The 22,152-nt window shown below is 45.5% G+C and carries 19 protein-coding genes; 7 read left to right on the forward strand and 12 right to left on the reverse strand.

Going from position 1 to position 22,152, the window contains the following annotated elements:
• The first annotated feature begins 184 nt into the window (after positions 1-184).
• The 5 genes from prmA (at position 185) to K5Q92_RS18195 (ending at position 6,072) form a co-directional block, all read left to right on the forward strand.
• Positions 185-1,066 (forward strand): 50S ribosomal protein L11 methyltransferase, encoded by an 882-nt coding sequence (prmA, locus tag K5Q92_RS18175; RefSeq protein ID WP_220770302.1) that lies wholly within the window; start codon positions 185-187, stop codon positions 1,064-1,066.
• Positions 1,067-1,217: 151 nt separating this feature from the next.
• Positions 1,218-2,186 carry a tRNA dihydrouridine synthase DusB gene (dusB, locus tag K5Q92_RS18180; RefSeq protein ID WP_220770303.1) on the forward strand — a complete coding sequence of 323 codons (969 nt, stop codon included), beginning with the start codon at positions 1,218-1,220 and terminating at the stop codon, positions 2,184-2,186.
• 17 nt (positions 2,187-2,203) lie between these two features.
• A complete protein-coding gene (gene fis, locus K5Q92_RS18185) occupies positions 2,204-2,509 on the forward strand; it encodes a DNA-binding transcriptional regulator Fis (RefSeq protein WP_012153658.1) in 306 nt (101 codons plus the stop codon).
• A 289-nt stretch (positions 2,510-2,798) separates the two neighbouring features.
• On the forward strand, positions 2,799-4,121 hold the full coding sequence (locus tag K5Q92_RS18190) for an ATP-binding protein (RefSeq protein WP_220770304.1): 1,323 nt from the start codon (positions 2,799-2,801) through the stop codon (positions 4,119-4,121).
• A gap of 418 nt (positions 4,122-4,539) precedes the next feature.
• Positions 4,540-6,072 carry a leucyl aminopeptidase gene (locus tag K5Q92_RS18195; protein WP_220770305.1) on the forward strand — a complete coding sequence of 511 codons (1,533 nt, stop codon included), beginning with the start codon at positions 4,540-4,542 and terminating at the stop codon, positions 6,070-6,072.
• 93 nt (positions 6,073-6,165) lie between these two features.
• Here K5Q92_RS18195 and K5Q92_RS18200 read toward each other — a convergent pair whose 3' ends face one another.
• The 4 genes from K5Q92_RS18200 to K5Q92_RS18215 form a co-directional block, all read right to left on the reverse strand.
• Positions 6,166-9,318 (reverse strand): efflux RND transporter permease subunit, encoded by a 3,153-nt coding sequence (locus K5Q92_RS18200; protein WP_220770306.1) that lies wholly within the window; start codon positions 9,316-9,318, stop codon positions 6,166-6,168.
• A gap of 12 nt (positions 9,319-9,330) precedes the next feature.
• Positions 9,331-10,425, reverse strand: coding sequence for an efflux RND transporter periplasmic adaptor subunit (locus tag K5Q92_RS18205; protein WP_220770307.1), 1,095 nt, complete (start codon positions 10,423-10,425; stop codon positions 9,331-9,333).
• Positions 10,422-11,819 (reverse strand): TolC family protein, encoded by a 1,398-nt coding sequence (locus tag K5Q92_RS18210; protein WP_220770308.1) that lies wholly within the window; start codon positions 11,817-11,819, stop codon positions 10,422-10,424. Before K5Q92_RS18210 ends, K5Q92_RS18205 begins: the two co-directional genes overlap by 4 nt.
• A 113-nt stretch (positions 11,820-11,932) precedes the next feature.
• The gene (locus K5Q92_RS18215) at positions 11,933-12,271 is read right to left on the reverse strand and encodes a hypothetical protein (protein WP_259649625.1); all 339 of its coding nucleotides are present in this window, start codon (positions 12,269-12,271) and stop codon (positions 11,933-11,935) included.
• Between the two features lie 682 nt (positions 12,272-12,953).
• On the opposite strand from K5Q92_RS18215, the gene ric reads away from it, so the two are divergent.
• Entirely contained in the window at positions 12,954-13,682 is a 729-nt protein-coding gene (ric, locus tag K5Q92_RS18220; protein ID WP_220770310.1) for an iron-sulfur cluster repair di-iron protein, read from the forward strand.
• A 51-nt stretch (positions 13,683-13,733) separates the two neighbouring features.
• On the opposite strand, the gene K5Q92_RS18225 is transcribed toward ric, so the two are convergent.
• From K5Q92_RS18225 to K5Q92_RS18255, 7 genes are all read right to left on the reverse strand, one after another.
• Entirely contained in the window at positions 13,734-14,198 is a 465-nt protein-coding gene (locus tag K5Q92_RS18225) for an Sbal_3080 family lipoprotein (RefSeq protein WP_220770311.1), read from the reverse strand.
• A 106-nt stretch (positions 14,199-14,304) separates the two neighbouring features.
• Positions 14,305-15,021 carry an HAD-IA family hydrolase gene (locus K5Q92_RS18230; RefSeq protein ID WP_220770312.1) on the reverse strand — a complete coding sequence of 239 codons (717 nt, stop codon included), beginning with the start codon at positions 15,019-15,021 and terminating at the stop codon, positions 14,305-14,307.
• Positions 15,018-15,932, reverse strand: coding sequence for a tyrosine recombinase XerC (xerC, locus tag K5Q92_RS18235; protein WP_220770313.1), 915 nt, complete (start codon positions 15,930-15,932; stop codon positions 15,018-15,020). Before xerC ends, K5Q92_RS18230 begins: the two co-directional genes overlap by 4 nt.
• A gap of 12 nt (positions 15,933-15,944) precedes the next feature.
• A complete protein-coding gene (locus tag K5Q92_RS18240) occupies positions 15,945-16,577 on the reverse strand; it encodes a DUF484 family protein (RefSeq protein WP_220770314.1) in 633 nt (210 codons plus the stop codon).
• Positions 16,574-17,401 carry a diaminopimelate epimerase gene (dapF, locus tag K5Q92_RS18245; RefSeq protein WP_220770315.1) on the reverse strand — a complete coding sequence of 276 codons (828 nt, stop codon included), beginning with the start codon at positions 17,399-17,401 and terminating at the stop codon, positions 16,574-16,576. Before dapF ends, K5Q92_RS18240 begins: the two co-directional genes overlap by 4 nt.
• A 65-nt stretch (positions 17,402-17,466) precedes the next feature.
• Positions 17,467-18,711, reverse strand: coding sequence for a diaminopimelate decarboxylase (lysA, locus tag K5Q92_RS18250; RefSeq protein WP_220770316.1), 1,245 nt, complete (start codon positions 18,709-18,711; stop codon positions 17,467-17,469).
• 5 nt (positions 18,712-18,716) lie between these two features.
• A complete protein-coding gene (locus K5Q92_RS18255) occupies positions 18,717-18,893 on the reverse strand; it encodes a lipoprotein (RefSeq protein WP_220770317.1) in 177 nt (58 codons plus the stop codon).
• Positions 18,894-19,302: 409 nt separating this feature from the next.
• Between K5Q92_RS18255 and cyaY the strand changes: the two genes are divergently transcribed.
• Complete coding sequence (cyaY, locus tag K5Q92_RS18260; RefSeq protein ID WP_220770318.1) at positions 19,303-19,632, forward strand: iron donor protein CyaY; 330 nt, start codon at positions 19,303-19,305, stop codon at positions 19,630-19,632.
• Positions 19,633-19,717: 85 nt separating this feature from the next.
• On the opposite strand, the gene K5Q92_RS18265 is transcribed toward cyaY, so the two are convergent.
• Positions 19,718-22,141: a class I adenylate cyclase gene (locus K5Q92_RS18265; RefSeq protein ID WP_220770319.1), complete on the reverse strand. Its 2,424-nt coding sequence runs from the start codon at positions 22,139-22,141 to the stop codon at positions 19,718-19,720.
• Between the last annotated feature and the right edge of the window lie 11 nt (positions 22,142-22,152).

A 22,152-nucleotide genomic window follows, 5' to 3' on the forward strand; every position in this document is an offset into this window, starting at 1 on the left:
ATTCAACACCTTGAACCTGTAATTCAAACAAAACAATCACCAGCAAACCAATTCAATTTCGAAGATTGAAACGACAAAAAGTGGCTATTATTAAAGATAAATTCGTTGAATCCACATCTAACATTCACACTCAAACCTGCCATGGTTTACAATAGCCCCATATATCTAGATAACGAGAACTCTCATGCCTTGGATCCAACTAAAAGTCGATACCGACAATCAACACGCTGATGCCCTAAGCGATATGCTTATGGAACTTGGTTCACTGTCAATTACCTATGAAGATGGCAAAGATACCCCAATCTATGAGCCAACTTTAGGTGAAACACCATTGTGGAATCATACTGTCATCACTGCGTTGTTTGAAGCTGACTACGATCTAGCGCCAGTAGTCACCATGCTAAAAGGTCTGCCTTATTTAGGTGATAACTTCAGCCACAAAATTGAGCAAGTTGAAGATAAAGACTGGGAACGTGAATGGATGGATAACTTCCACCCTATCAAGTTCGGCGATCGTCTTTGGATCTGTCCAAGCTGGCGTGAAATCCCAGACCCAACCGCCGTTAACGTCATCCTAGATCCTGGCTTAGCCTTCGGTACAGGTACCCACCCAACTACCGCGCTATGCCTTGAGTGGTTAGATGGCCTAGATTACAGCAATAAAGATGTGATCGACTTCGGCTGTGGTTCGGGCATCCTAGCGGTTGCAGCGCTAAAGCTTGGCGCAGAACGTGTAACGGGTATCGATATTGATTACCAAGCCATCGAAGCGTCAAAAGCCAATGCTGAGCGCAACGGTGTAGAAGACAAACTAGACCTATATCTTCCAGAAGATCAGCCAACCGATCTACAAGCCGATATCCTTGTGGCCAACATTCTTGCTGGCCCACTCCGTGAACTTGCGCCGCTTATTGCAGAAAAAGTTAAGCCGGGTGGACTATTGGCACTTTCAGGCCTGTTACAAGAACAAGCTGAAGAACTTTCGGCCTTTTACAGTCAATGGTTCAATATGGACGAGCCTGCTCACAAAGACGATTGGAGCCGCTTGACAGGTATACGTAAATAGCAGTAACCCGCGGCGCTTTCAGCGCCGCGACTGACTTCTCACTAGACAAAAGTCAAGAAAAAAAGTTGCCCTCAGGTCATTTATTGACCTTTTCACAGGCTTGAAAAAGGCGTACTATAGCGCCCCTTTGACGAGCAAGGTGTTTTGATAAATGCAGATTGGACCCTATCGCCTGAAAAATCAGTTGATCGTGGCGCCAATGGCAGGTGTCACAGACCAACCCTTTAGAAATCTCTGCTTACGTTATGGCGCGGCCTTAGCCGTATCGGAGATGCTTTCATCGAATCCTGAAGTTTGGGATACAGATAAAAGCCGCTTGCGTATGACACACGCAGGTGAAGACGGAATACGTTCGGTTCAGATTGCCGGTTCAGATCCAGAATTAATGGCGAATGCCGCTGTTGTCAACGTACAACAAGGCGCACAGATCATTGATATCAATATGGGCTGTCCAGCAAAGAAAGTGAATAAGAAGCTAGCAGGCTCGGCCCTGCTGCAAGATCCTGCGCAGGTAGAAGCGATTCTACGGGCCGTGGTTGCAGCAGTTGATGTACCTGTGACGCTAAAAATTCGAACGGGATGGGCTCCAGAGCACAGGAATGGTGTTCATATCGCCCAGATAGCAGAAGATTGCGGTATTGCCTCGTTGGCCGTTCACGGCCGCACTAGGCAGTGCATGTACAAAGGCGAAGCCGAGTACGACACAATTAAAGCGATTAAAAAACAGATCTCGATACCAGTTGTCGCAAATGGAGACATTTTAACCCCAGAGAAGGCACGTTTTGTGTTGGATTATACTGGTGTGGATGCCCTGATGATTGGAAGAGGAGCTCAAGGACGACCTTGGATATTTAGGGAAATCCAACATTACCTGGATACAGGTAATAAGCTAGCGCCCGTAGAGATGGATGAAAAGCGTCAAGTGATACTTGAACACCTAAAGCTGCTGTACAACTTGTATGGCGACTATAAGGGCATCCGCTTCGCAAGAAAGCATGTTGGCTGGTACTTAGACCAAGAAAATCAACGGGCTTTTCGAGGCGAGTTTAATCGACTCGAGACCGTTGAAGAACAATGTTCCATGGTGGAACGCTATTTTGATGAATTTGTTGCATATTAATAAAGAGCAGAATACGAATGTTTGATCAGACTACTCACACTGAAGTTCACCCACTTACTGTTGGCAAAATCGAAACCGCAAGTGGCGCTATCAAGCCACAATTACTACGTGATGCGGTAAAGCGTGCTGTCACTAACTTTTTCGCTCAAATGGACGGGCAAGAAGCTGAAGAAGTATATGAAATGGTGTTAAGCGAAGTTGAAGCACCTCTGCTAGATATCATCATGCAACACACTCGTGGCAACCAAACTCGCGCTGCCAACATGCTAGGTATCAACCGTGGTACACTACGCAAGAAATTAAAGAAATACGGCATGAACTAAGACTAACGTCTTAACGTGTTGTATTAAAACGGGCTTTCCAGCAATGGGGAGCCCGTTTTGCTTTTATATGTACCCTCATATGTCCCCTCGTTGTTTTGTTGCCCTAGCCCTTATCCCCTCTAAGTTTTCTCAATTTCACCTATAAAAAATATCATGTGAAAAACTCCGCACTTGTAAGCGCTAAAAAAGTCACATCAACACACTTTTATGCGCATAAAGGTGTAAATACTTGCATTTTAATGCGCATTAAAGTGTAATTAAAATACGCGTTAATATTGGAATAATGGTCATGCAAAGGTTACTACTCGATAAGCTACTACGGTGGAAAGACAAAAATGAGCGTAAACCCTTATTGATTGATGGCGCTCGCCAAACAGGTAAAACTTATCTGCTGCAAACTCTGCTAGGCGAAACATTTGAACAGGTTTTACGCATTGATTTTCTTGAGTCGCCCGAGATGGCTGAGGCTTTTGCTGAATCACTTAACCCTAGCGACGTTATTTCAAATATTGAGTTACTGACAGGAGAGGTTTTCAACCCAGAAACCCACTTGCTAATTTTAGATGAAATCGGCGAATGCCCTCGCGCCGTTACAGCGCTAAAATACTTTGCAGAAAAAGCACCGCATATGTTCGTTGCTGCTAGTGGCTCAAATATCGGCTTACTTAATACTTTCCCCGTGGGTAAAGTCGAGCAACATAACCTTCGACCACTGACCTTTCATGAGTTCTTAATCGCCTCTAATGAAGCACCACTGATTAAAGCGTTTGAAGCACAAGCGAGTGCATCGGCCGCCCACACTAAACTCTTCGACAAACTCACCGACTACTATTTTACAGGCGGTATGCCTGAGGCCGTTAGCACTTGGTTTGCAATGGCTGACAACAGCATTTTGAAGCGTGTTGAGGCGGTGACAGATATCCAAGCAGATTTGATTTCGGGCTATCAACGAGACTTTGGCAAGTACTCAGGCAAAGTTGATACTGGACTCATTGAGGCGGTATTTAATAATGTGCCTTCTCAGTTATCTGCCGTAATAGACGAATCAGTAAAACGCTTTAAGTTTAAAGGCGTCCATGAGCGAAAATCTCGCTATAGTGAACTAGAAAGTGCCATTACTTGGCTAGATAAATGTCGATTAGTATTGAAAAACTACCCTATAGAGGGCGCACCTAAAAGTCCATTAGCGGCTTATAAGAAAGACAATATGGTTAAACTCTTTATGTTTGATGTCGGGCTGCTCAATCACATGCTTGGCGTTAGTTATAAAGAGGTGAAGCAACAAGGCTATGAATATAAGGGCTATGTTGCCGAAAACTTTGTTCAACAGGAGTTCGCTGCTCAAGGTATCGATCCGACATATTCATGGGGTGATGCGCGAGCTGAAATAGAGTTTATTATCGCTGATGATGAAGGCCGCATAGTGCCTATTGAGGTAAAAAGCGGTAAACGCACTAGAGCTAGGTCACTGGAGTCCTATATCAACAAGTGTCAGCCACATAAAACGATTAAGTTAACCGGAACTCAGAGCTCCCCAGCGACTGAGCAAGTTAATCTAGTCATCCCTCTTTATTTTGCAGAGTTTGCTGTGAACAAACAGCTAAAGAGTTAAAGAGATTAGCTAGGAACAACGTCTTAACCTGTTGTACTTTTTATCATTAAGAAGCGGGCTTTCCAGAAATGTAAGGCCCGTTTTGCTTTTATATATCCCCCCATATGTCCCCTGGTTGGTCTAATGCCCTTGCTCAATTCATATTCCCTTCTTTTGTAAATCAATCAAATAAACCTGCAACAAACTAATGCTTTCAGCTTCGGCTAATTTTCACCTTGTAGACTCGCAAACCATGTGACAATTTCTAACAAGTTTTAACTTAGTTGTTAACGCTAAAAGTGATAAATTTCACGACCCACTGGCGATAACCCAATCCAGTGCGACTAAATCAATAACGATAAATACCAATACAACAAAAAGAAGCTGCGGCCCGCTTGGCAAAGCCTGCACGCAGAACTAAATCCCGATAGAGGACATTATGCTAACCAAGAAAACCCTACTAAGTAGTGCATTAAGCCTAGGTCTATTAACCAGTTACTCAGCAAATGCTGAAACTTTTAATTTTGTTGAAAAGCAAGCGGATAACATCGACACCTTAGTGGTCTTTCAAGCTGGCGAAAATGCGTCAAGTGCACTAACTCAATTAGACAAACAGTCAAAACAGCAAATTAGCAATGCCTTAGCCTTGCAGGAATTTACAGGCGAAAAGAAGCAAATCGTTGAGATTTTAATGCCTAATGGCATTGATGCTAAGCGCCTTGTGGTTATCGGTGTCGGCGAGCAAGCAGAGTTAACTCCGGGTGAAGTAAATAAGCTTGGCGCAGAAATCACCGCCCACTTCAACGGTATTAAAGTCAAAGACATTCAAGTATTAACCGATGGCATTAGCGATGCCACCAGCAACGCCAGCTTTGCCGCAGAGCTTGCTCACGGCATTAACCTACGCGCTTACAAGTTCGATAAGTATTTTTCAGAGAAAAAGCCTGCCGAAAAGAACTACATCATCGCAGTCGACGAAGCGAAAGACACTGACAAGCTCTACACTCAGCTAGCAGCGATTGAACAAGGAGTGTTCCTTGCCCGTGACTTAACCTCTGAAACACCAACCGAAATGACGCCAGTAGACTTTGCTAAAGCAGCAAAAGAACTAAAAAAGTTGGGCGTAAAGGTAACTGTGCTTGAGCCGAAGAAAATAGCTAAGCTAGGCATGGGCGCACTGCATGCTGTGGGCCGCGGCTCAGAAGAAGGTGCTCGACTTGTTGTTGCCCACTGGGAAGGTAATGACGACGCCCCTATCGCGCTTGTGGGTAAAGGTATCACGTTCGACTCTGGTGGTTACAACATTAAAGCATCTGGCGACTCTATCTCGCGTATGAAGTCTGATATGGCTGGTGCCGCTGCAGTACTGGGTGCAGTTAAGGCTATGGCACTACAAAAAGCTGATGTAAACGTAGTCGCTGTGATGCCAATGGCGGCTAACATGGTATCTGAAACCGCACTAGCTCCAGGCGATGTATTGATGACAGCCGAAGGCTTAAGCGTTGAGGTACTCAACACCGACGCAGAAGGTCGCCTTATCTTAGCCGATGGCATGTGGTACGCCCGTGAATTCTACAAGCCACAAGTGATGGTTGACGTTGCCACACTGACGGGATCTAAAGTGCGCGCTTTAGGTAAACGCTATACGGCTGTTATCAGTGACCATGACACTTTAGTCGATGAGCTTAGTTTCTCGGGCCAAGCTGTGGATGAGAAGCTATGGCGCTTACCTCTTGCCTATGAAGACTTACTCAAGAGCCCTATCGCCGATCTTAAAAACGCTGGCTTTGGTGGCCCAGGAGCAACAACAGCTGCTGCATTCTTAAAGCAATTTAGCGGTGATACCAAGTGGGCGCATCTGGACATTGCAGGCAGTGCATTAGCCGCAAAAGACAAAGGTGTAACTCCTGCTGGCGGTACTGGCCACGGCGTACGTTTGCTAAGCCACTGGATCATGACTCAAAGCAAGTAAGCTGTAGTTCTTATCGATTACGACTGCTCATACAAAAAGCCCTGCAATTGCAGGGCTTTTTTATGTCAGGCTTAACGTATTAGGCTCAACCAATTAAGTTAGACTAGCTTCCACTTGCTCGTTACTCACCTGCTTGGTCTCACGACTTTGATGCGCCATACGATAAAGAATGGGGAGAACAAATAGCGTCAGTATCGTCGATGAGATAATACCGCCAATCACCACTGTGGCAATTGGACGCTGCACTTCTGCGCCGGTACCAATATTCAGTGCCATCGGCACAAAACCTAGACCTGCTACTAAGGCTGTCATCAATACAGGGCGCAGTCTGATGAGCGCACCATCGATAATTGCGGTCATCAGCTCACCTTTCTCTTGATAAAGCTGACGAATAAAGCTCAGCAGCACTAAGCCATTCAGCACTGCCACACCAGAGAGCGCAATAAAGCCCACCCCGGCTGAAATCGACAGTGGCATATCTCGGATCCACAGTGAAATCACCCCGCCAGTCAGCGCTAATGGAATACCTGTAAAGATAATTAAAGCATCTTTGACAGAACTAAAAGCCATGACTAGCAAACCTAGAATAAGCGCCAGCGTTAATGGCACCACAATCGATAAGCGCTGACTTGCCGATTCAAGTTGCTCAAAGGTACCACCATATTCAAGCCAGTAACCCGCAGGCATATCCACCTGTGCAGCAATTTGCTGTTTAGCCTCACTGACAAAGGTACCTAAATCACGACCACGGACGTTAGCGGTCACCACTATGCGGCGCTTACCGTTTTCGCGACCGATCTGATTAGGTGACGGTGCAATATCCAGTGTTGCCACTTCTGATAGCGGCACATACTCGCCGGATGGCAACACGATTGGCAGCTCATGCAAGTGCTCAACATCTTGACGGATAGCTTCTGGTAAACGCACGACCATTTTAAAGCGGCGATCGCCCTCAAAGATAATGCCGGCTTGTTCACCGCCAATTGCCGTTGCGACAAAGTCTTGTAACTGATCGACGCTTAAGCCAAAGCGAGCCAACGCCATGCGATCAGGTTGGATCGTGAGCATTGGTAATCCCGTAACTTGCTCAACTTGCAGATCGGCAACCCCATCGATCTTCTCTAGTACTTCATGGATAGCATTGGCAGAAGCTAACAACTGATCGAGATCATCACCCACAACCTTAATACCCAGATCGGCACGCACACCTGAGATCAGTTCATTAAAGCGCATCTCAATTGGCTGTGTCAGCTCAAAGTTATTACCCGGCTGACCTGATACAGCGTCAACAATATCTGCCGCTAGCGCATCGTGACTCATCTTAGGGTTAGGCCACTCATTACGCGGCTTTAGCATAATAAAAGTGTCTGCAATGTTTGGCGGCATAGGATCGTTAGCCACTTCTGGCGTACCGATCTTAGAGAACACATTTAGCACCTGTGGGAAATGTTTAATGCGATCTTCTAACTGCATCTGCATATCTACCGATTGCTCAAGACCTGTACCCGGAATACGGATCGCTTGCAGCAAGATATCTTCTTCATTGAGCTGCGGGATAAACTCAGATCCTAGCGTCGTTGCCAACCAGATAGAGAAGCCCACTAACGCCATAGCCGCGCCGAGTACCAACCAACGCAGTTTCATCGCTGCAATGAGTAACGGCTTATAAACTGATTTAGTGGCGGTAATAACGCGGCTCTCTTTTTCAGTCACTTTACCTGTCATAAACAAGGCTACAGCAGCTGGTACTAGCGTTAACGAAATAACTAAGGCTGCAAGCAGAGCCATCACTACGGTTGCTGCCATAGGGTGGAACATCTTGCCTTCAACGCCCGTTAAGCTAAATAGCGGAATGTAAACTACGGTAATGATCAGCACACCAAATAGGCTTGGGCGGATCACCTCGTTAGTCGCTTCAAACACCAGTTGCAGACGCTGCTTACGAGGAAGCACCTGCCCACCATTTTGCACCTGTGCCTGACCTAATCTACGAATAGCGTTTTCAACAATAATTACCGCACCATCTACGATCAGACCAAAATCGAGTGCACCAAGGCTCATCAGGTTAGCCGAAACACCGGCTTGCACCATACCTGTCATAGTGGCGAGCATCGCTAACGGAATAACTGCTGCGGTGATAAGTGCGGCTCGTGCGTTACCCAATAGAATAAACAACACCACAATAACTAGTAGTGCACCTTCAACTAAGTTTTTCTGTACCGTATATACTGCTTTATCAACCAAAGTGATGCGATCGTACACAGCTTCTACTTTTATGCCATCAGGCAATGACGCTTTAATATCTTCAAGTTTAGCGGCAACCGCCAGCGACACCTGACGTGAGTTTTCGCCTACCAGCATCATGGCACTACCCAGTACAGTTTCTTTACCGTCACGGGTTGCCGCGCCTGTTCGCAGCGCCTTACCTATACCTACGTTGGCTACATCACTAATAAAAACAGGCGCGCTATCAATATGCTTAATAACCACTTGCTCAATGTCGCTAATGGTCTTGAGCTGAGCAGCCGAGCGAACTGTTAGCTGTTGCCCTTCTCGCTCAATAAAGCCTGCACCACGATTATTGTTGCTGGTTTGCAAAGCCAACTTGATATCGACCAAAGATACACCGTATTGCAACATGCTCGTTGGTAATGGCGTGATATGGTATTCCTTATCATAGCCACCAATCGTATTGATCTCGGTAACACCCAGCACTTGAGCTAACTGCGGTTTAATGATCCAATCTTGGATCTCTCTAAGCGCCGTTGCATCAAACGCACTACCATCAGCTTGTTTCGCATCCGGCAGCGCTTCAATGGTGTACATGTAGATCTCACCTAGACCAGTAGAGATCGGTCCCATCTCCGGCTCGATATCACTGGGTAACTTGCCCTTGATCGCGTTTAAACGCTCATTGATCAAGTTACGGGCAAAATACAGATCTGTACCCTCATCAAACACCACTGTTACTTGCGATAACCCATAACGCGATAGTGATCGAGTATAAGAAAGCTTAGGGATCCCCATTAACGCGTTTTCGATCGGGTAAGTAATTCGCTGTTCGGTTTCTAGCGGTGAATATCCCTCAGCGCGAGTACTAATTTGTACCTGCACGTTAGTAATATCTGGAACTGCATCAATTGGCAGTTTTTGATAGCTCCATAGCCCTACTGCGACTAGCAGCATGGCAAGGAACATCATCATCCAGCGTCTATTTATCGAGAGACGCAATATAGATTCAATCATTGTCGTCTCCTTTTAGTGCACGTGGCCGGCGCTTGATTTCTCAAGATCTGCCTTCAACAAAAAGCTCTTTTGCACCGCATACTCTTCGCCAGCTATGAGTCCTGACAACACCTCTGTCATTTGGCTATCGCGCAGGCCAAGCTCAACCACACGTTTTTCAAAACCTTCTGCATTGCGCACAAACACCACTTGTTGGCCTTCCATTTCTTGCAGCGCAAGGTTGTCAATCATCAAGCCAACAGCTTGCTTACTCAAGGTGACGTAACCTGACACTAGACTACCCAGCGACCATTGGCCGTTAGTATTATCAAGCGGTGCACGCGCAAGCTGATATAACTGCCCTTGTGGCGCATTCAATAGATATTCAAGCTTCGAATCAGCTTGCTGCTGTGTGCCAGTAACCAATAACTGCTGGCCTACCGCAACACTGCGCATTTGTGCAGGAAAGATCTGATACTCAGCCCAAAGGCGACTGTCATCGATAATGCTTAGCAATACATTATCGTTTGCCATTTCACCTGCATTGGCGTTGCGTTCAACTACCATGCCTGAAATAGGCGCTTTGATTGAGTAACGTTTTAGGCTTGAGTTAGACTCAACTTCAGCGATGACTTGTCCAGCTTTAACCCTATCGCCTACGTTAACTTTCATTTGAGTAATTAAGCCTGCAAAGCGAGCTTTGACTTGGCTGCTGGCGGCTTCTGGCAATACGGTGCGGCCATACACGGTAACGGTTTGCTTAATATCACCCGCTTGAGCAATTTGAGTCGCAATACCTGAGCGCTGCATCTGCTCTGGACTAATATGCACTTTGCCCTCTTCATGCTCATCGTGGCCGTGTTCATCATGCCCATGCTCATCCTTATGACCATGATCATCATCGTGCTCATCCTTATGACCATGTTCATCCTCATGCTTATCATGTCCGTGCTCGTCCTCATGCTTATCATGGCTGTGCTCGTCATGACGCTCAGCTTGATGCTGATGTTCAAGCTCATGGGCGTGCTCATCTGCGGCGTTCACCGGCGTAACAAGCATACAAGCTGTAATGGCCGCAGTGACAGCAAGATGAACGAGAGAAAATTTTGTTAGTGTGTTAGCGCTCATTTTGTGTGTCCTTTAGCTACATTAGAAATAGCTGCGTTAGAAAAGTCTGCTGGCTCTGAAAAGTCATTGAAAAAAGTATGTTGTGAAGCAGGTAGTGGTTCGGCAATCAGTTGCTCAATATCAACGCCGTAGCGCAATGCAGACGCAGCTGAATCAATCAGTGCTCTACGGGCAAATAACAGCTCTTCACGGGCAGTTAAATAATCAAGGTAGCTATACAAACCTTGCTCATAACCTCGTTTAGTGTCTTCAAGGGCTGAGGTTAAGGTAGGGATCACGCTTGATTGCAAACGGTTTACTGTGATTATCGCTTGCTTGCGGCTGGCATAAGCGCGGTATAGCTGACCATATAGTTCAAGCAATGCCACTTCACGATTCGCCAAAACTTGTTCTTTTGCCGCTTGAGCTGAGATGATTTCACCGGCATTTCGCTCGCTATTAAATAGCGGCATACTAAAACCAGCGGTGAGTGCCATGTCGTTAGTCTGTTGTAACTGCTTGACTCCAACTGACCAACTAATATTGCTACTCGATTGAGTTTTAGCAAAACGCAGCTCGGCTTCTTTAAGCTGTACCTGAGTTAAAAACGCAGTGATTGCTGGGCTATATTTTACTTTTTCAAATAGCGGCTCAAGCGCTACGTCATCAGTAAATGCAAATAAATTGCCCTGCAGAGAGTCAAAGCTAACTTGAGATTCGCCCCACATCATACTCAACGCTAATTTCGCGTAGTCAAGCTGCTGTAGCTGAGTTTCAGCAACTAATTTGGCATTAAACACTGCAGCTTGAGCGCGCTTAAGTTCTGCATCTGAAGTCACCCCAACCTGCGCTCGCTCTGCCACTACTGCTTGGGTTTCTTCCGCAAGCGTTAAGCCATCTATCGCCAGCTGTAGCTGAGATTGTGCGGCTAATACATCAATGTAGCGACGAGTGGCTTCAGCTAATAAATTAAGCGCAGTGATTTTTCTTTCCGCTTCCAATACAGCACGCTGCTCACTTACAACGCCTTTACGTGCGGCTAATTTGTCACCAAGTTCAATCACCGATGATAGTGACACACTGAACTCCGCGCTCTCAATGCCTTGGAACTCGCCAGTTCCAATAACATTATCGACATCAAATCCAATCTCATAGCCAGGAGTAAGTGCCTGAGTTTGTGCAGCACCATCAAGTGCATTGGCTCGAAACTGAAACACCTTCAAGGTAGGATGTTGCTGTTGTACTCGCTCAATGACCTTAGCTAACGACAGCGTATCAGCTTGCGTTTCAGCCTTTGCCAAAAACGGGACAGCAAATAGAAGAGTAATGATTGCGAGGGTGCTAAAAAGCCCTCGCCCAAGACAACGTATCACCACTTTTGTGGCATCGTTGCTGATATAAGTATTATAAAACATCAGAGAATAAGCCTCGATTTAATACAAAAATACAGATCTGCTAGCTAAATCTGAAAAAGATGCAACAGATCTTTAGCAAGCTTTAAAAGCTGGCTAAATCAATAATATTTTGATTAAACGAGTAAGGCTTTGGGCGGACGCAAAAGCGAATAGTAAGGTGCTTCAACAGAAGTGAAGTTAACTGATAACACGAAGCTATTTGGGTAAGCCTGTGCTGTTTGCATCGCAGACATTGGATGCATTAACGTCATACAGCATGAGCAGCAGTTATTGCTACAGTCTGCACAATCGTCTTCTACATGGCTGCTATTGCCAGCCTCATCACATTGGGATGTATTGTCAGCAAAAGTATTAATTTGCTCAACAACATGGCTTGCAGCGCTACCGCAATCTTGGTGGGCAGAAGTACAGTCATCAGCCATAGTCACCATAGATTGCATCGTTAAAATCACGATCAACAATATCCGCCCCAACTTAGCTGGAGAGCAAATAAATGCGTGAATAAAACGAGCTAGGCGAAACATTATGACTAACTACAATCCTTAATTATGTTACTAGTCCTCACTGTGTTTATGATGACTAATACCAATCAGTATAAACATTTAGTCACTCAGCGAGAGTTTAGCGGTTTTGAGGCAAGGCAACGAGTGAAGAGCATAGTTGTTCTACGTTCAAGCTCGTTAACACAGCATCAGAATCGCTAAAACTCGCCATTTTGGAGCGTTTTTGGCTGCCTACTTCTGCGTTGATTAGCTTTATAAGGGAATAACCATTATTGCAGCTATTCGCCTTGAATTAGTTTGCCAAAATCGCTCTGAGTAGATCAAATTCTTATACTGATTGGTATAATATCTTAGTTTGCTGCAGGTTAGTGTAAATTAATCGAAATTAAAACACTATATTAAAACCTTGTTTCAAGACTCAAATCACATCAGTTTCATACAATAGAATCGATCAATTCAACAGTTCCATATGAGTTCCCCATACTCCTATCGCAGTATAAGACCTACCTACATTGAGCTAATTTGGCGCAAAAAATGTGATTACCCGAGCATTTTACTCAGGTAATTGTTGAACCACAAATAAGATGCAAATAATATACATGTAAATAAATTGCGTTTATTGGAGCAGCGTATGCCTCAGTCTCAAGCTGATCAATCTCAAGAAAAGACCAACTTACTCAACACTCGTGTCGGTGAACTCGTTGCCAATGACTTCCGTACTGCACATCTTTTTAGCCAATATGGAATTGACTTTTGTTGTGGCGGTGGCATTTCTTTAGCGCGAGCAATTAAACGTTTCGATGCCGATGAAGATGCACTGCTTAATGCGCTAGTAGCATTGGCAGCACAAGGCGATAAACAGCAAGGGTTGGAGCAACTACCGCTGCCCGATCTACTCAATTACATTGAATCGACACACCATACTTTTGTAAGAGAAAAAGCCCCATTACTACTGGAATATAGTCAAAAAATGGTACGTGCCCATGGTGAAAACCATAGTGAGATTAAACCGCTAGCAGGTTGGATCCGCGCACTCGTTGATGACTTAATGCCGCACTTGATGAAAGAGGAACAGATCCTATTTCCCGCCATCTTAGGCCTATACAATCAAGTGGAAATGCAAACTTGCTTTGGTCATATCGGCAATCCAATTAATGCCATGCAATATGAGCACGATGACGCATTGCAGATCTTTGAAAAAATTAGTGAACTAACTAATGGCTTTACTCCACCTGCACATGCTTGCACCACTTGGCGAGTTTGTTACGCCAGCTTGGCCGAATTTGAAGCTGACTTAAAACAACACATCTATCTTGAGAACAATATCTTGTTCCCGAAAGCATTGGCGCTGACCGCCTGATAAGTTTTTACAGCAAAGAAGCAAAAAGGCTCACCGTTGTGAGCCTTTTTATTAAATCGCGGTTTGCTGAAGTGGTGACCAAGCTATTGAAGCTTGCTTTTGCTGAATAAGCTGTTCTATTAGCTCACGAATTTTAGGCTCCGCATCAATAAATTTATTCATATTCGCTCCACCGCTTCGAGCGTCATAAATTGCTTCACCATCTAAACGCCCTTGATGGAATACCTTAATCTCTGCGTAAACCATGTATAACGCAAGATCCCAACGCCAGTTCGCCGTATACGTAGCAGTCCACTCACATTGCTGGCTGGCATCTAACTCTTCGATGATGCGATATTTAATCTGTTTCTCTGCAAGGATCTTCTCCATCTCCTGCAAAAAACCATCCCTCACGTCGGGGTTCTTTTGAATACATACTTCAGCATTATTGTTCACATGAACCGGATCAACACGCTGTTTAATTGAGCAGGCACTGGTGAGTAATAAAACTGATAGCGCAACACATAGTTTTTTCATGATAACCCCTATCCTATAAAACTTTGTTATTATTAAATTTTCAAAGAATAGAGCATATCAAGACAGTGAAAAATAACAAGTTATTAACAACTAATAATTCAATAGATTACAACAACTGTCTCAGCTGCTGCACAGAGGATATTTCGATATGAGGTAGCATCCCGTAGGCGCTCGACTTATCAATCACACCAAAGCCAGGGTTAAGCCAGACAGCTTGGCAACCAGCTCGTCTTGCCCCATAGACGTCACTCTTTGCGCTATCACCAATATGAAGAATACTTGCCAAGGGTAGCCCCAATTTTTCAGCAGCCAATACAAACATCTCTGCCGATGGTTTTTGCTTATAGCCGTGCCCTGGGTGCAATACGAACTCGAATAATCCCTCTAAGCCAATCCTTTGATGATCGACATTGCCATTGGTAATGCCGATCAAGCGATATTTCTGTTTAAGCTGAGCTAGCAGCTCAATAACCTCTGTCGAGACTTTGAAGTGACTACGATACTTCACAAAGTGCTCAAGACCCGCCTTAGCACCTGCTTTTGCGGTTTGGGCGTCATAACCCAATTGCAGCAGACCACGCTCCAACATTGTCAGTCGCGCAACGGTCGTATCATGACGAAGCTCTGGTGATTCCCTAAACAGGGCTAGCTTGAGTCTGCGCCAGTCAGCAAGCTGCCACTTTGCAGATTTAGGATAGGCTTGGTGTAAAAAGGTCTGCAGCTCGGATTCAGCCTGAATGATGATCGGCCGATTATCGTAGAGAGTGTCATCTAAGTCGAAGCTGATAGCTTGAAAGGCTTGTGGACGAATATAGATCTTCATGATCTGTTGCCTCGTTTTTTAGCTCTTGGATGCGCACCGTCATACACCTTGGCTAGATGCTGAAAATCCAAGCTGGTATAAACCTGCGTGGTCGACAAATTTGCGTGGCCTAATAGCTCCTGTACCGCTCGTAGATCCGCACTGGACTCCAGCATGTGGGTAGCAAAGGAGTGACGCAGTTTATGGGGATGCACCTTAATCCCTAGCGCTTGATCTTGGCCCCATTTAGCGAGGCGCGCCTGAATACTTCTGTGAGCCAAACGTTTGCCCTTGGCAGTGACAAACAAGGCATCGTCTTCACAGTAAATATCGCGCTTGATATCCAACCACTGGTTTATAGCCGTTAACGCTAATTTTCCAATAGGCACAATCCGCTCTTTACTGCCCTTACCTAAGACTTTGACCTGAGCTTGAGAGAATTGGATATCAGCGACATTCAGCGCTGCAAGCTCCGCCAAACGCAAACCAGAGGAGTAAAACAGCTCCATGATGGCTTTGTCACGTAGACTAAGGGGATCATCGCCATCAATGTCGAGCAGATGGCTCACCGAATCGACATCCATATTCTTAGGCAGAGGCTTGCCCTGTTTAGGCGCCGTAAGGCTAATGGCTGGATTAACTTTAATCTGCTGCTCTCTAAGTAGAAACTCATAGAACTGTTTTAGGGCAGAAAGTGTCAGTGACAATGACCGTGGACTTAAGCCTTTGCGATGCAGCTTAGCTAACATGGCTTGTAAAGACTCATGCTGCAAAGACAACCAAGTGTCCGTTTCGCCAAATAGTTTCTCGATGCGTTGCAGCTCAAACAGATAGTTACGCACCGTATAGGCCGAGACTTGACGCTCTGTGCGCAGGTAACGCTCAAAGTCATTCAACCAACGCACATTATTCGATAACGCTTCGTCAGTCATAGAGCCTCACTATTAAATTTTAGTCAGTTGGTGATCGAGTAACTGCTTAAGCTGAGACAAGAGAAGGTAGTCCATCTCAGGATGAAAATGCATAGGATCTTGACTCGCGATGGCAAAGATCACCTGACCACACTCTTTCGATAAGCGAGATAGTGCTACCGAGCCAACCTCCGTGCCAAACAGGCGCTTCGACTCCTCTTTAGTCAAGCGACCAAAATAGTAACCCGAGTCGAGACGCTTACTCCAGATCTGCGATAACTCGCTGTCGATGTCATGTACCGTGATAAGCCTTACATGACTAAACTGAAACTGCTCTTTTAGACCGCTAGACAACACCTGACGTAATTCGCCCATATCCTCACATTTTAGCAGTTGCATGGATAATGCACTGTTAAACATAAAGATCTGCTCATTACGTGACGCCATGGCTAAAAGGGCCGTGATCTCCTCTTCCAGCTGACTGACTCGTTGACGCAACATCTCCTGCTGACGCTCAACAAGCGAAACTGCGCCTCGCTCAGCATGAGGGATGCGCATGGCCAGTAACAGTTCAGGATAACGACTGAAGAAGTCAGGGTTTTCCAGCAGATATTCGCGAATTAGAATTTCATCAAATGGAGGAGTAGATTTAGAGTTATCTATCATTGTGAGATCTGCCCATCGTAAACATGTTCTGCAGGTCCTGTCATCCACAGCGGCTTACCTTCACCGTCCCAGTTGATCATTAAGCTGCCACCAGGTAAGTCTACCTGCACATTTCTATCGAGCTTACCTTGCAAGATCCCCACGACTACAGCTGCACATGCACCTGAGCCACAGGCTAAGGTCTCTGCTGCACCACGCTCGTAGACTCTAAGTTTGATATGGCTAGGACTTAACACCTGCATAAAGCCGACATTGACGCCCTTTGGAAAACGTTCATGGTTAGTAAGCTCTGCGCCTATGGTATCGACATCGGTCTCGGCGGCATCATCCACTTCTATCACACAGTGAGGGTTACCCATAGAGACTGCGCCACAAAGATAGGTACCGCTTGGTGCCATCAGCAGGTAAGTTTTCTCCGCTTTCTTTGCAGTAAATGGGATCTTACCCGGCTCTAGGATCGGGATGCCCATATTAACGGTAACCTTACCATCACGCTCTAAGCGCAGAGTTATCTTACCCGATGAGGTGCTTACTCGAATTTTATGCTTATGGGTCAGGCCCTTGTTACGCACAAAACGTGCGAAGCAGCGCGCGCCATTGCCGCACTGTTCAACCTCACTGCCATCAGCATTAAAGATGCGATAATGAAAATCTAAATCGGGATCGTAGGGAGGCTCCACCAGTAATAACTGATCGAAGCCCACACCAAAGTTCCGATCCGCTAGACGCTTAATTTGATCGGGAGAGAAGAACACATTCTGTGTCACTCCATCGACAACCATAAAGTCATTGCCTAGCCCATGCATCTTAGTGAATTGGATCAAGATGGACATCCTTAAAAAGTATCTGCCGCAAACGTCTTACGTTTGCGACTTAGTATTGTTCTAGTTTACGGCAGGATCTGCTCACCTTGCCATAACTGAGCGATTTTTTCTCGCTCACGGATGACATAGGCTTTATCACCATCCACCATCAGCTCTGCGGCACGTGGACGTGAATTATAATTAGATGCCATGGTAAAGCCATAGGCTCCCGACGAACGCACGGCAAGGTAATCTCCAGCCTGCACATTAAGCTGACGGTCTTTACCTAAGAAATCCCCTGTCTCACACACAGGGCCGACTACGTCATAACTAAGGGTCTCACCAGCGCGTTCAATAACAGGAATGATCTTCTGCCAAGCGCTATAGAGAGACGGTCGGATTAAGTCATTCATGGCGCCGTCTACTAAGGCAAAACGCTTATCGCTGTTTTCCTTCAGATAGAGCACCTGAGTGACAAAAATGCCGGCGTTAGCGGCAATCGCGCGTCCTGGTTCAAAAATCAATTTTAGATCGCGACCACCTAAACGCTCAAGCAGGGCAGCGGCGTACACATCTGGCTGCGGCGGAAGCTCGTCATCATAGGTAACACCGAGTCCACCACCCACATCGAAGTGTTTAATCTCGATCCCTTGCTCGGCTAAACGATCGATTAGCGCTAGCATGCGATCCATCGCATCTAGGAAAGGTTTAATCTCTGTTAATTGGGATCCGATATGGCAATCGACACCCTTGACCTCAAGCCCTGGCAGTTCAGCGGCTCGCTTAAAGATAGCCTCGGCCTCTTCCATGGCGATGCCGAATTTATTCTCTTTAAGGCCCGTTGAAATATAAGGATGAGTCCCGGCATCGACATCTGGGTTCACTCGTAGTGATACAGGGGCAACTTTACCTAGGCGCAGTGCCACTTGGTTTAACTGCTCAAGCTCAGCGGCTGACTCTACGTTAAAGCAGTAAATACCTAAATTCAGCGCCATTTCCATCTCGGCAACTGTTTTACCCACACCCGAGAAAACGACTTTAGCAGGATCACCACCGGCCTCGATAACCCGCGATAGTTCACCACCCGAGACGATATCGAAGCCACTGCCTAAACGTGCCAGCACATTAAGTACTGCAATGTTCGAGTTTGCCTTAACCGCATAACAGATAAGGTGTGGATGTTCACCTATGGCATTATCAAATGCATGCCAATGACGCTCAAGCGTCGCACGGGAATAGATATAGAGCGGCGTTCCATGCTGTTTAGCAAGTTCAGCTACTTGACACTGCTCCGCGTAGAGTTCATCTGCTTGATATAAAAAATGATCCAAGATCTTTAGTCCTTTTTGCTCTGTTCGCTTTGCGTTGGCTTAGCGTCAGACACCTGCTTGTCAGCTGCCTGCTGATTAACCTCTTGCGGCGGCGCTCTAAATAACGCACTTTTCTGCCCGCAACCTAAAAGTACTAGGCTACCAAGCCCTATTAGCAAAAACAGTCTCATTTTTTTCAACATCAGTGACCCTTGGAGCAATAACACTACGGCTTGCTATCGGCTAAAATTCTTAGTCCTGATGTTTGCAGACAAGTCCGCTGTGCGTCAACCCTATAACGCATTTATATCAAGCCTTTCTTACATTAACTGCAGCTAACTAGCCGCTATATAGTCCAAGTTAACTACTGTAAATCACAACTTAACGCTGTATCGCTACGCTAAGGCAAAATAATTCAACTAATCATAATGTTCTCCCTACAACTCCCACTCTCCCTTACAAGCACTAATACATTGAAATAAAGAGACTTTAGATAGAATAAAATGAGGCTGGCTTATTTAGCAGATGATTAACCACAAAATTAATGTGATTGGTAATCAGGCTATCGATTGGTAATATGCTGGTATTACAAAAATCTGAGGAATAATTAGCATGGCAATGACAGATTTCGAATTTCACCAATTGGTTGATGAAATATTTCAAACAATTGATAACGCGATAGAAGTGCTTATCGAAGAGCAAGATGCGGATGTCGATGTTGATGGCTCAGGCAATGTGCTGCAGTTGGAGTTTGACGGTACCTCTAAGATCGTAATCAATAAGCAGGAGCCACTACATGAAATTTGGTTGGCGACACAATTTGGTGGATACCATTTTGGCTATGTTGATGGTAAGTGGATGGATGAGCGTAACGGTAATGAGTTTATGCCATTTCTCATCGAGTCAATCTACAAGCAAAGCGGCTTAAAATTAGATATTTAATCTTGTGCTGCCAATGAAATGAGGAGGAAACTCCTCATTTAGCAATTCTCAATACTACCGTCTTTAACATTCTCAGCGCTTCGGCTTAAAAATCGACTTCGTAGGCCTCGATACTCACGCCAAAAGGCACTGCCGTTAGCACCCCCTTAACGCGATCCAGCATAAAGAACTGCGGTAAGTTAAAATTCTCCCGAGTCAGCTGTGGATCCTCAAATGTATGAAAGTGACTCAGTTGATTGACTAATGCATTCACATCTATGCCCTCTTGCACATAGTGGTTCAGCTCATTCATCTCATCCAAGATAAACACATCGAGACCTTGTTTTCTTTGGCGCAAGAAATATTGAATAGCCCCCTTAGCCGCATAGTCTTGGATCACCGCTGGCAGTTTAGAAAAAGGCTCATCACCTAAGGTTGGCCTAGGCAATTCCAATAGTTTGCGCTGAGAGAGTTGTTGATAAAAAGACTTAGCATCACTTAAATTTTCGTAATGCATGCCACGGTTATTAAAAAACAGCCCATAGCGTAGCCTTCCGACCTGCAATGCATAGCCTAAAGTCATTGAGCTTTGGGCCTGTCGACTCAGACGTACCGCCCGATATAATAAATCCTTCACAGTCCGCTCCGTCTGTGAACGTAATTTACTTGAGCAGCTAATCACCTCGACCGAGACCCTAGCACTCGCACGCTTCATCCCTGGAGTGACAAACGACAGCGCATCCAAGATACTCTTCTCTCCCTCAAAATGATGGCAATGCCACTCCCCCCAACTATTGAGACTGATCACATCGATAGAGTCCACCATATTCTGGTGACGTCGACCAATGGAGAACACATTACTGTTCATATAGTCGACCATGATATCTTGCCCTGCCCAGCTCTCTGTCGGATCATTATTAAAGTTAAGCAGAAACACTAACTTACGGAAATGCCAAGGCTGATACAGCGCCATCTTAGACACCTTGACCGACTCATTTACAATCAGTCCATCGAGTCGATTTGCCGCGTGGGTCAAATAGATGGATTTACGCTTACTCTGACGTACTTCAAACCAACGGGTTTTATCATCAGCCACTCCATTAAGGCTGGCCCAAACCAAGAGTTTAGCCTTACTCTTAGAGTGAAATACCGAGCTGTGCTCGAGAAAATTTCTGGGATTAGGCGAGCAGCGATACAGATAGTAATGCTCATCCTGAGTGCTGTAGATCACCGACAGATATGGTTCTAAAATAGAGCGACTCCAAAGGGAGTTAAGCCGCATGATCTGGTGAGCATCCTCACTAAAATAAGTGTGTAATTTGCGGGTGAGTAACCCAAGCTCAGAAATCCGCAGACTTTCGCTTAAACGATGGGTCGAGGCAAATTGCAATAAGGTACGATAGCTGCCTAGCATCAACTCATTGAGCTGCTCGTTAAACCACTGCAATTGACCACAGTGCCAATCTTCACAGTTATCTAAGGTTTTGAGTAAGCTTTCAGACCAGTTCCAGTTACTCACCAGCTTTTTCATCTTGTAGTAACGCCAGTCGACAGCTTTGTCACTCTGACTTAGCTTTACGCCACACTTTAGATAGAAGCAACGACGAGCAATTTCAAGCCTGCGTCTGTCACCGCGACCTAACAGATAGGACTCTATCGATTCATAAAGTAGGTAATAGGCATCATTGTTGGAAGAAAAATCGCCTTGCAAGGTGCGTTGCCAAATTCGCTCACTCACCAAACGGGTATGAGGATACTCACTGGCGTAAGCTTCAAGAAGTAGCACTTTTAATAGTGCCTTATGGGGTTTTTCAACTCCCTTATATAACTGCCAAAGTGAGGCACCGAAATACTCACTGGCTGGCAACGCGCTTGCATCACCTAAGGATAGTAACTTTGAAGACTTGTCAGCATTGGGCCACCATGCAATAGGCTTGCCCGCTAAGCGAAACTGGCTACGATAAAACTCCTCGAGTAATAACCAGTGCTGAGCACTACCGCTGTGCTCGTGTCCCATGCAGTTATAGGGATCGACTTGTTCGGTTTGCCCTTTAATAAACTGATCCGGATGCACAAGATAGATATTGACTTCAAAATCGAACTTGGCAAACCACTGGCTCAGTAAGACAGCCTTACTTGCCAGTAATTCGCATTGATTCTTGCTTAATAAATCACTATGAACCAGCCAAACATCGACATCACTTTGGGGGTTTTGTCCAAAGCTGGCGGTACTGCCCATGCTATAAACTCCCTCGATTAAGGGAATATCGGCAGTGTCTGCAATAGATAGATCTATCTCAAGGGTTTCACAGGCATAAGTTGTATCAGCCTCGATATGGTAATCCACAACCCCACTTGGAGTGAAAGGGCCATTATAGCCAGGTAGCTTAGGGGCATGGTAATGCAAGAAAACAGGGATAAGCCGAAGAAGATGACGCTTTAATGGCGACAGCAATGCTATCGCTCTGGCGTACCTGATTATGTCTAATCGCTCGGCGGCATGCTGAAGCTTATCAAGCTCTTCTGACAAATTATTCCACC

The organism is Shewanella sp. MBTL60-007, assembly GCF_019654915.1.
Taxonomy (GTDB): domain Bacteria; phylum Pseudomonadota; class Gammaproteobacteria; order Enterobacterales; family Shewanellaceae; genus Shewanella.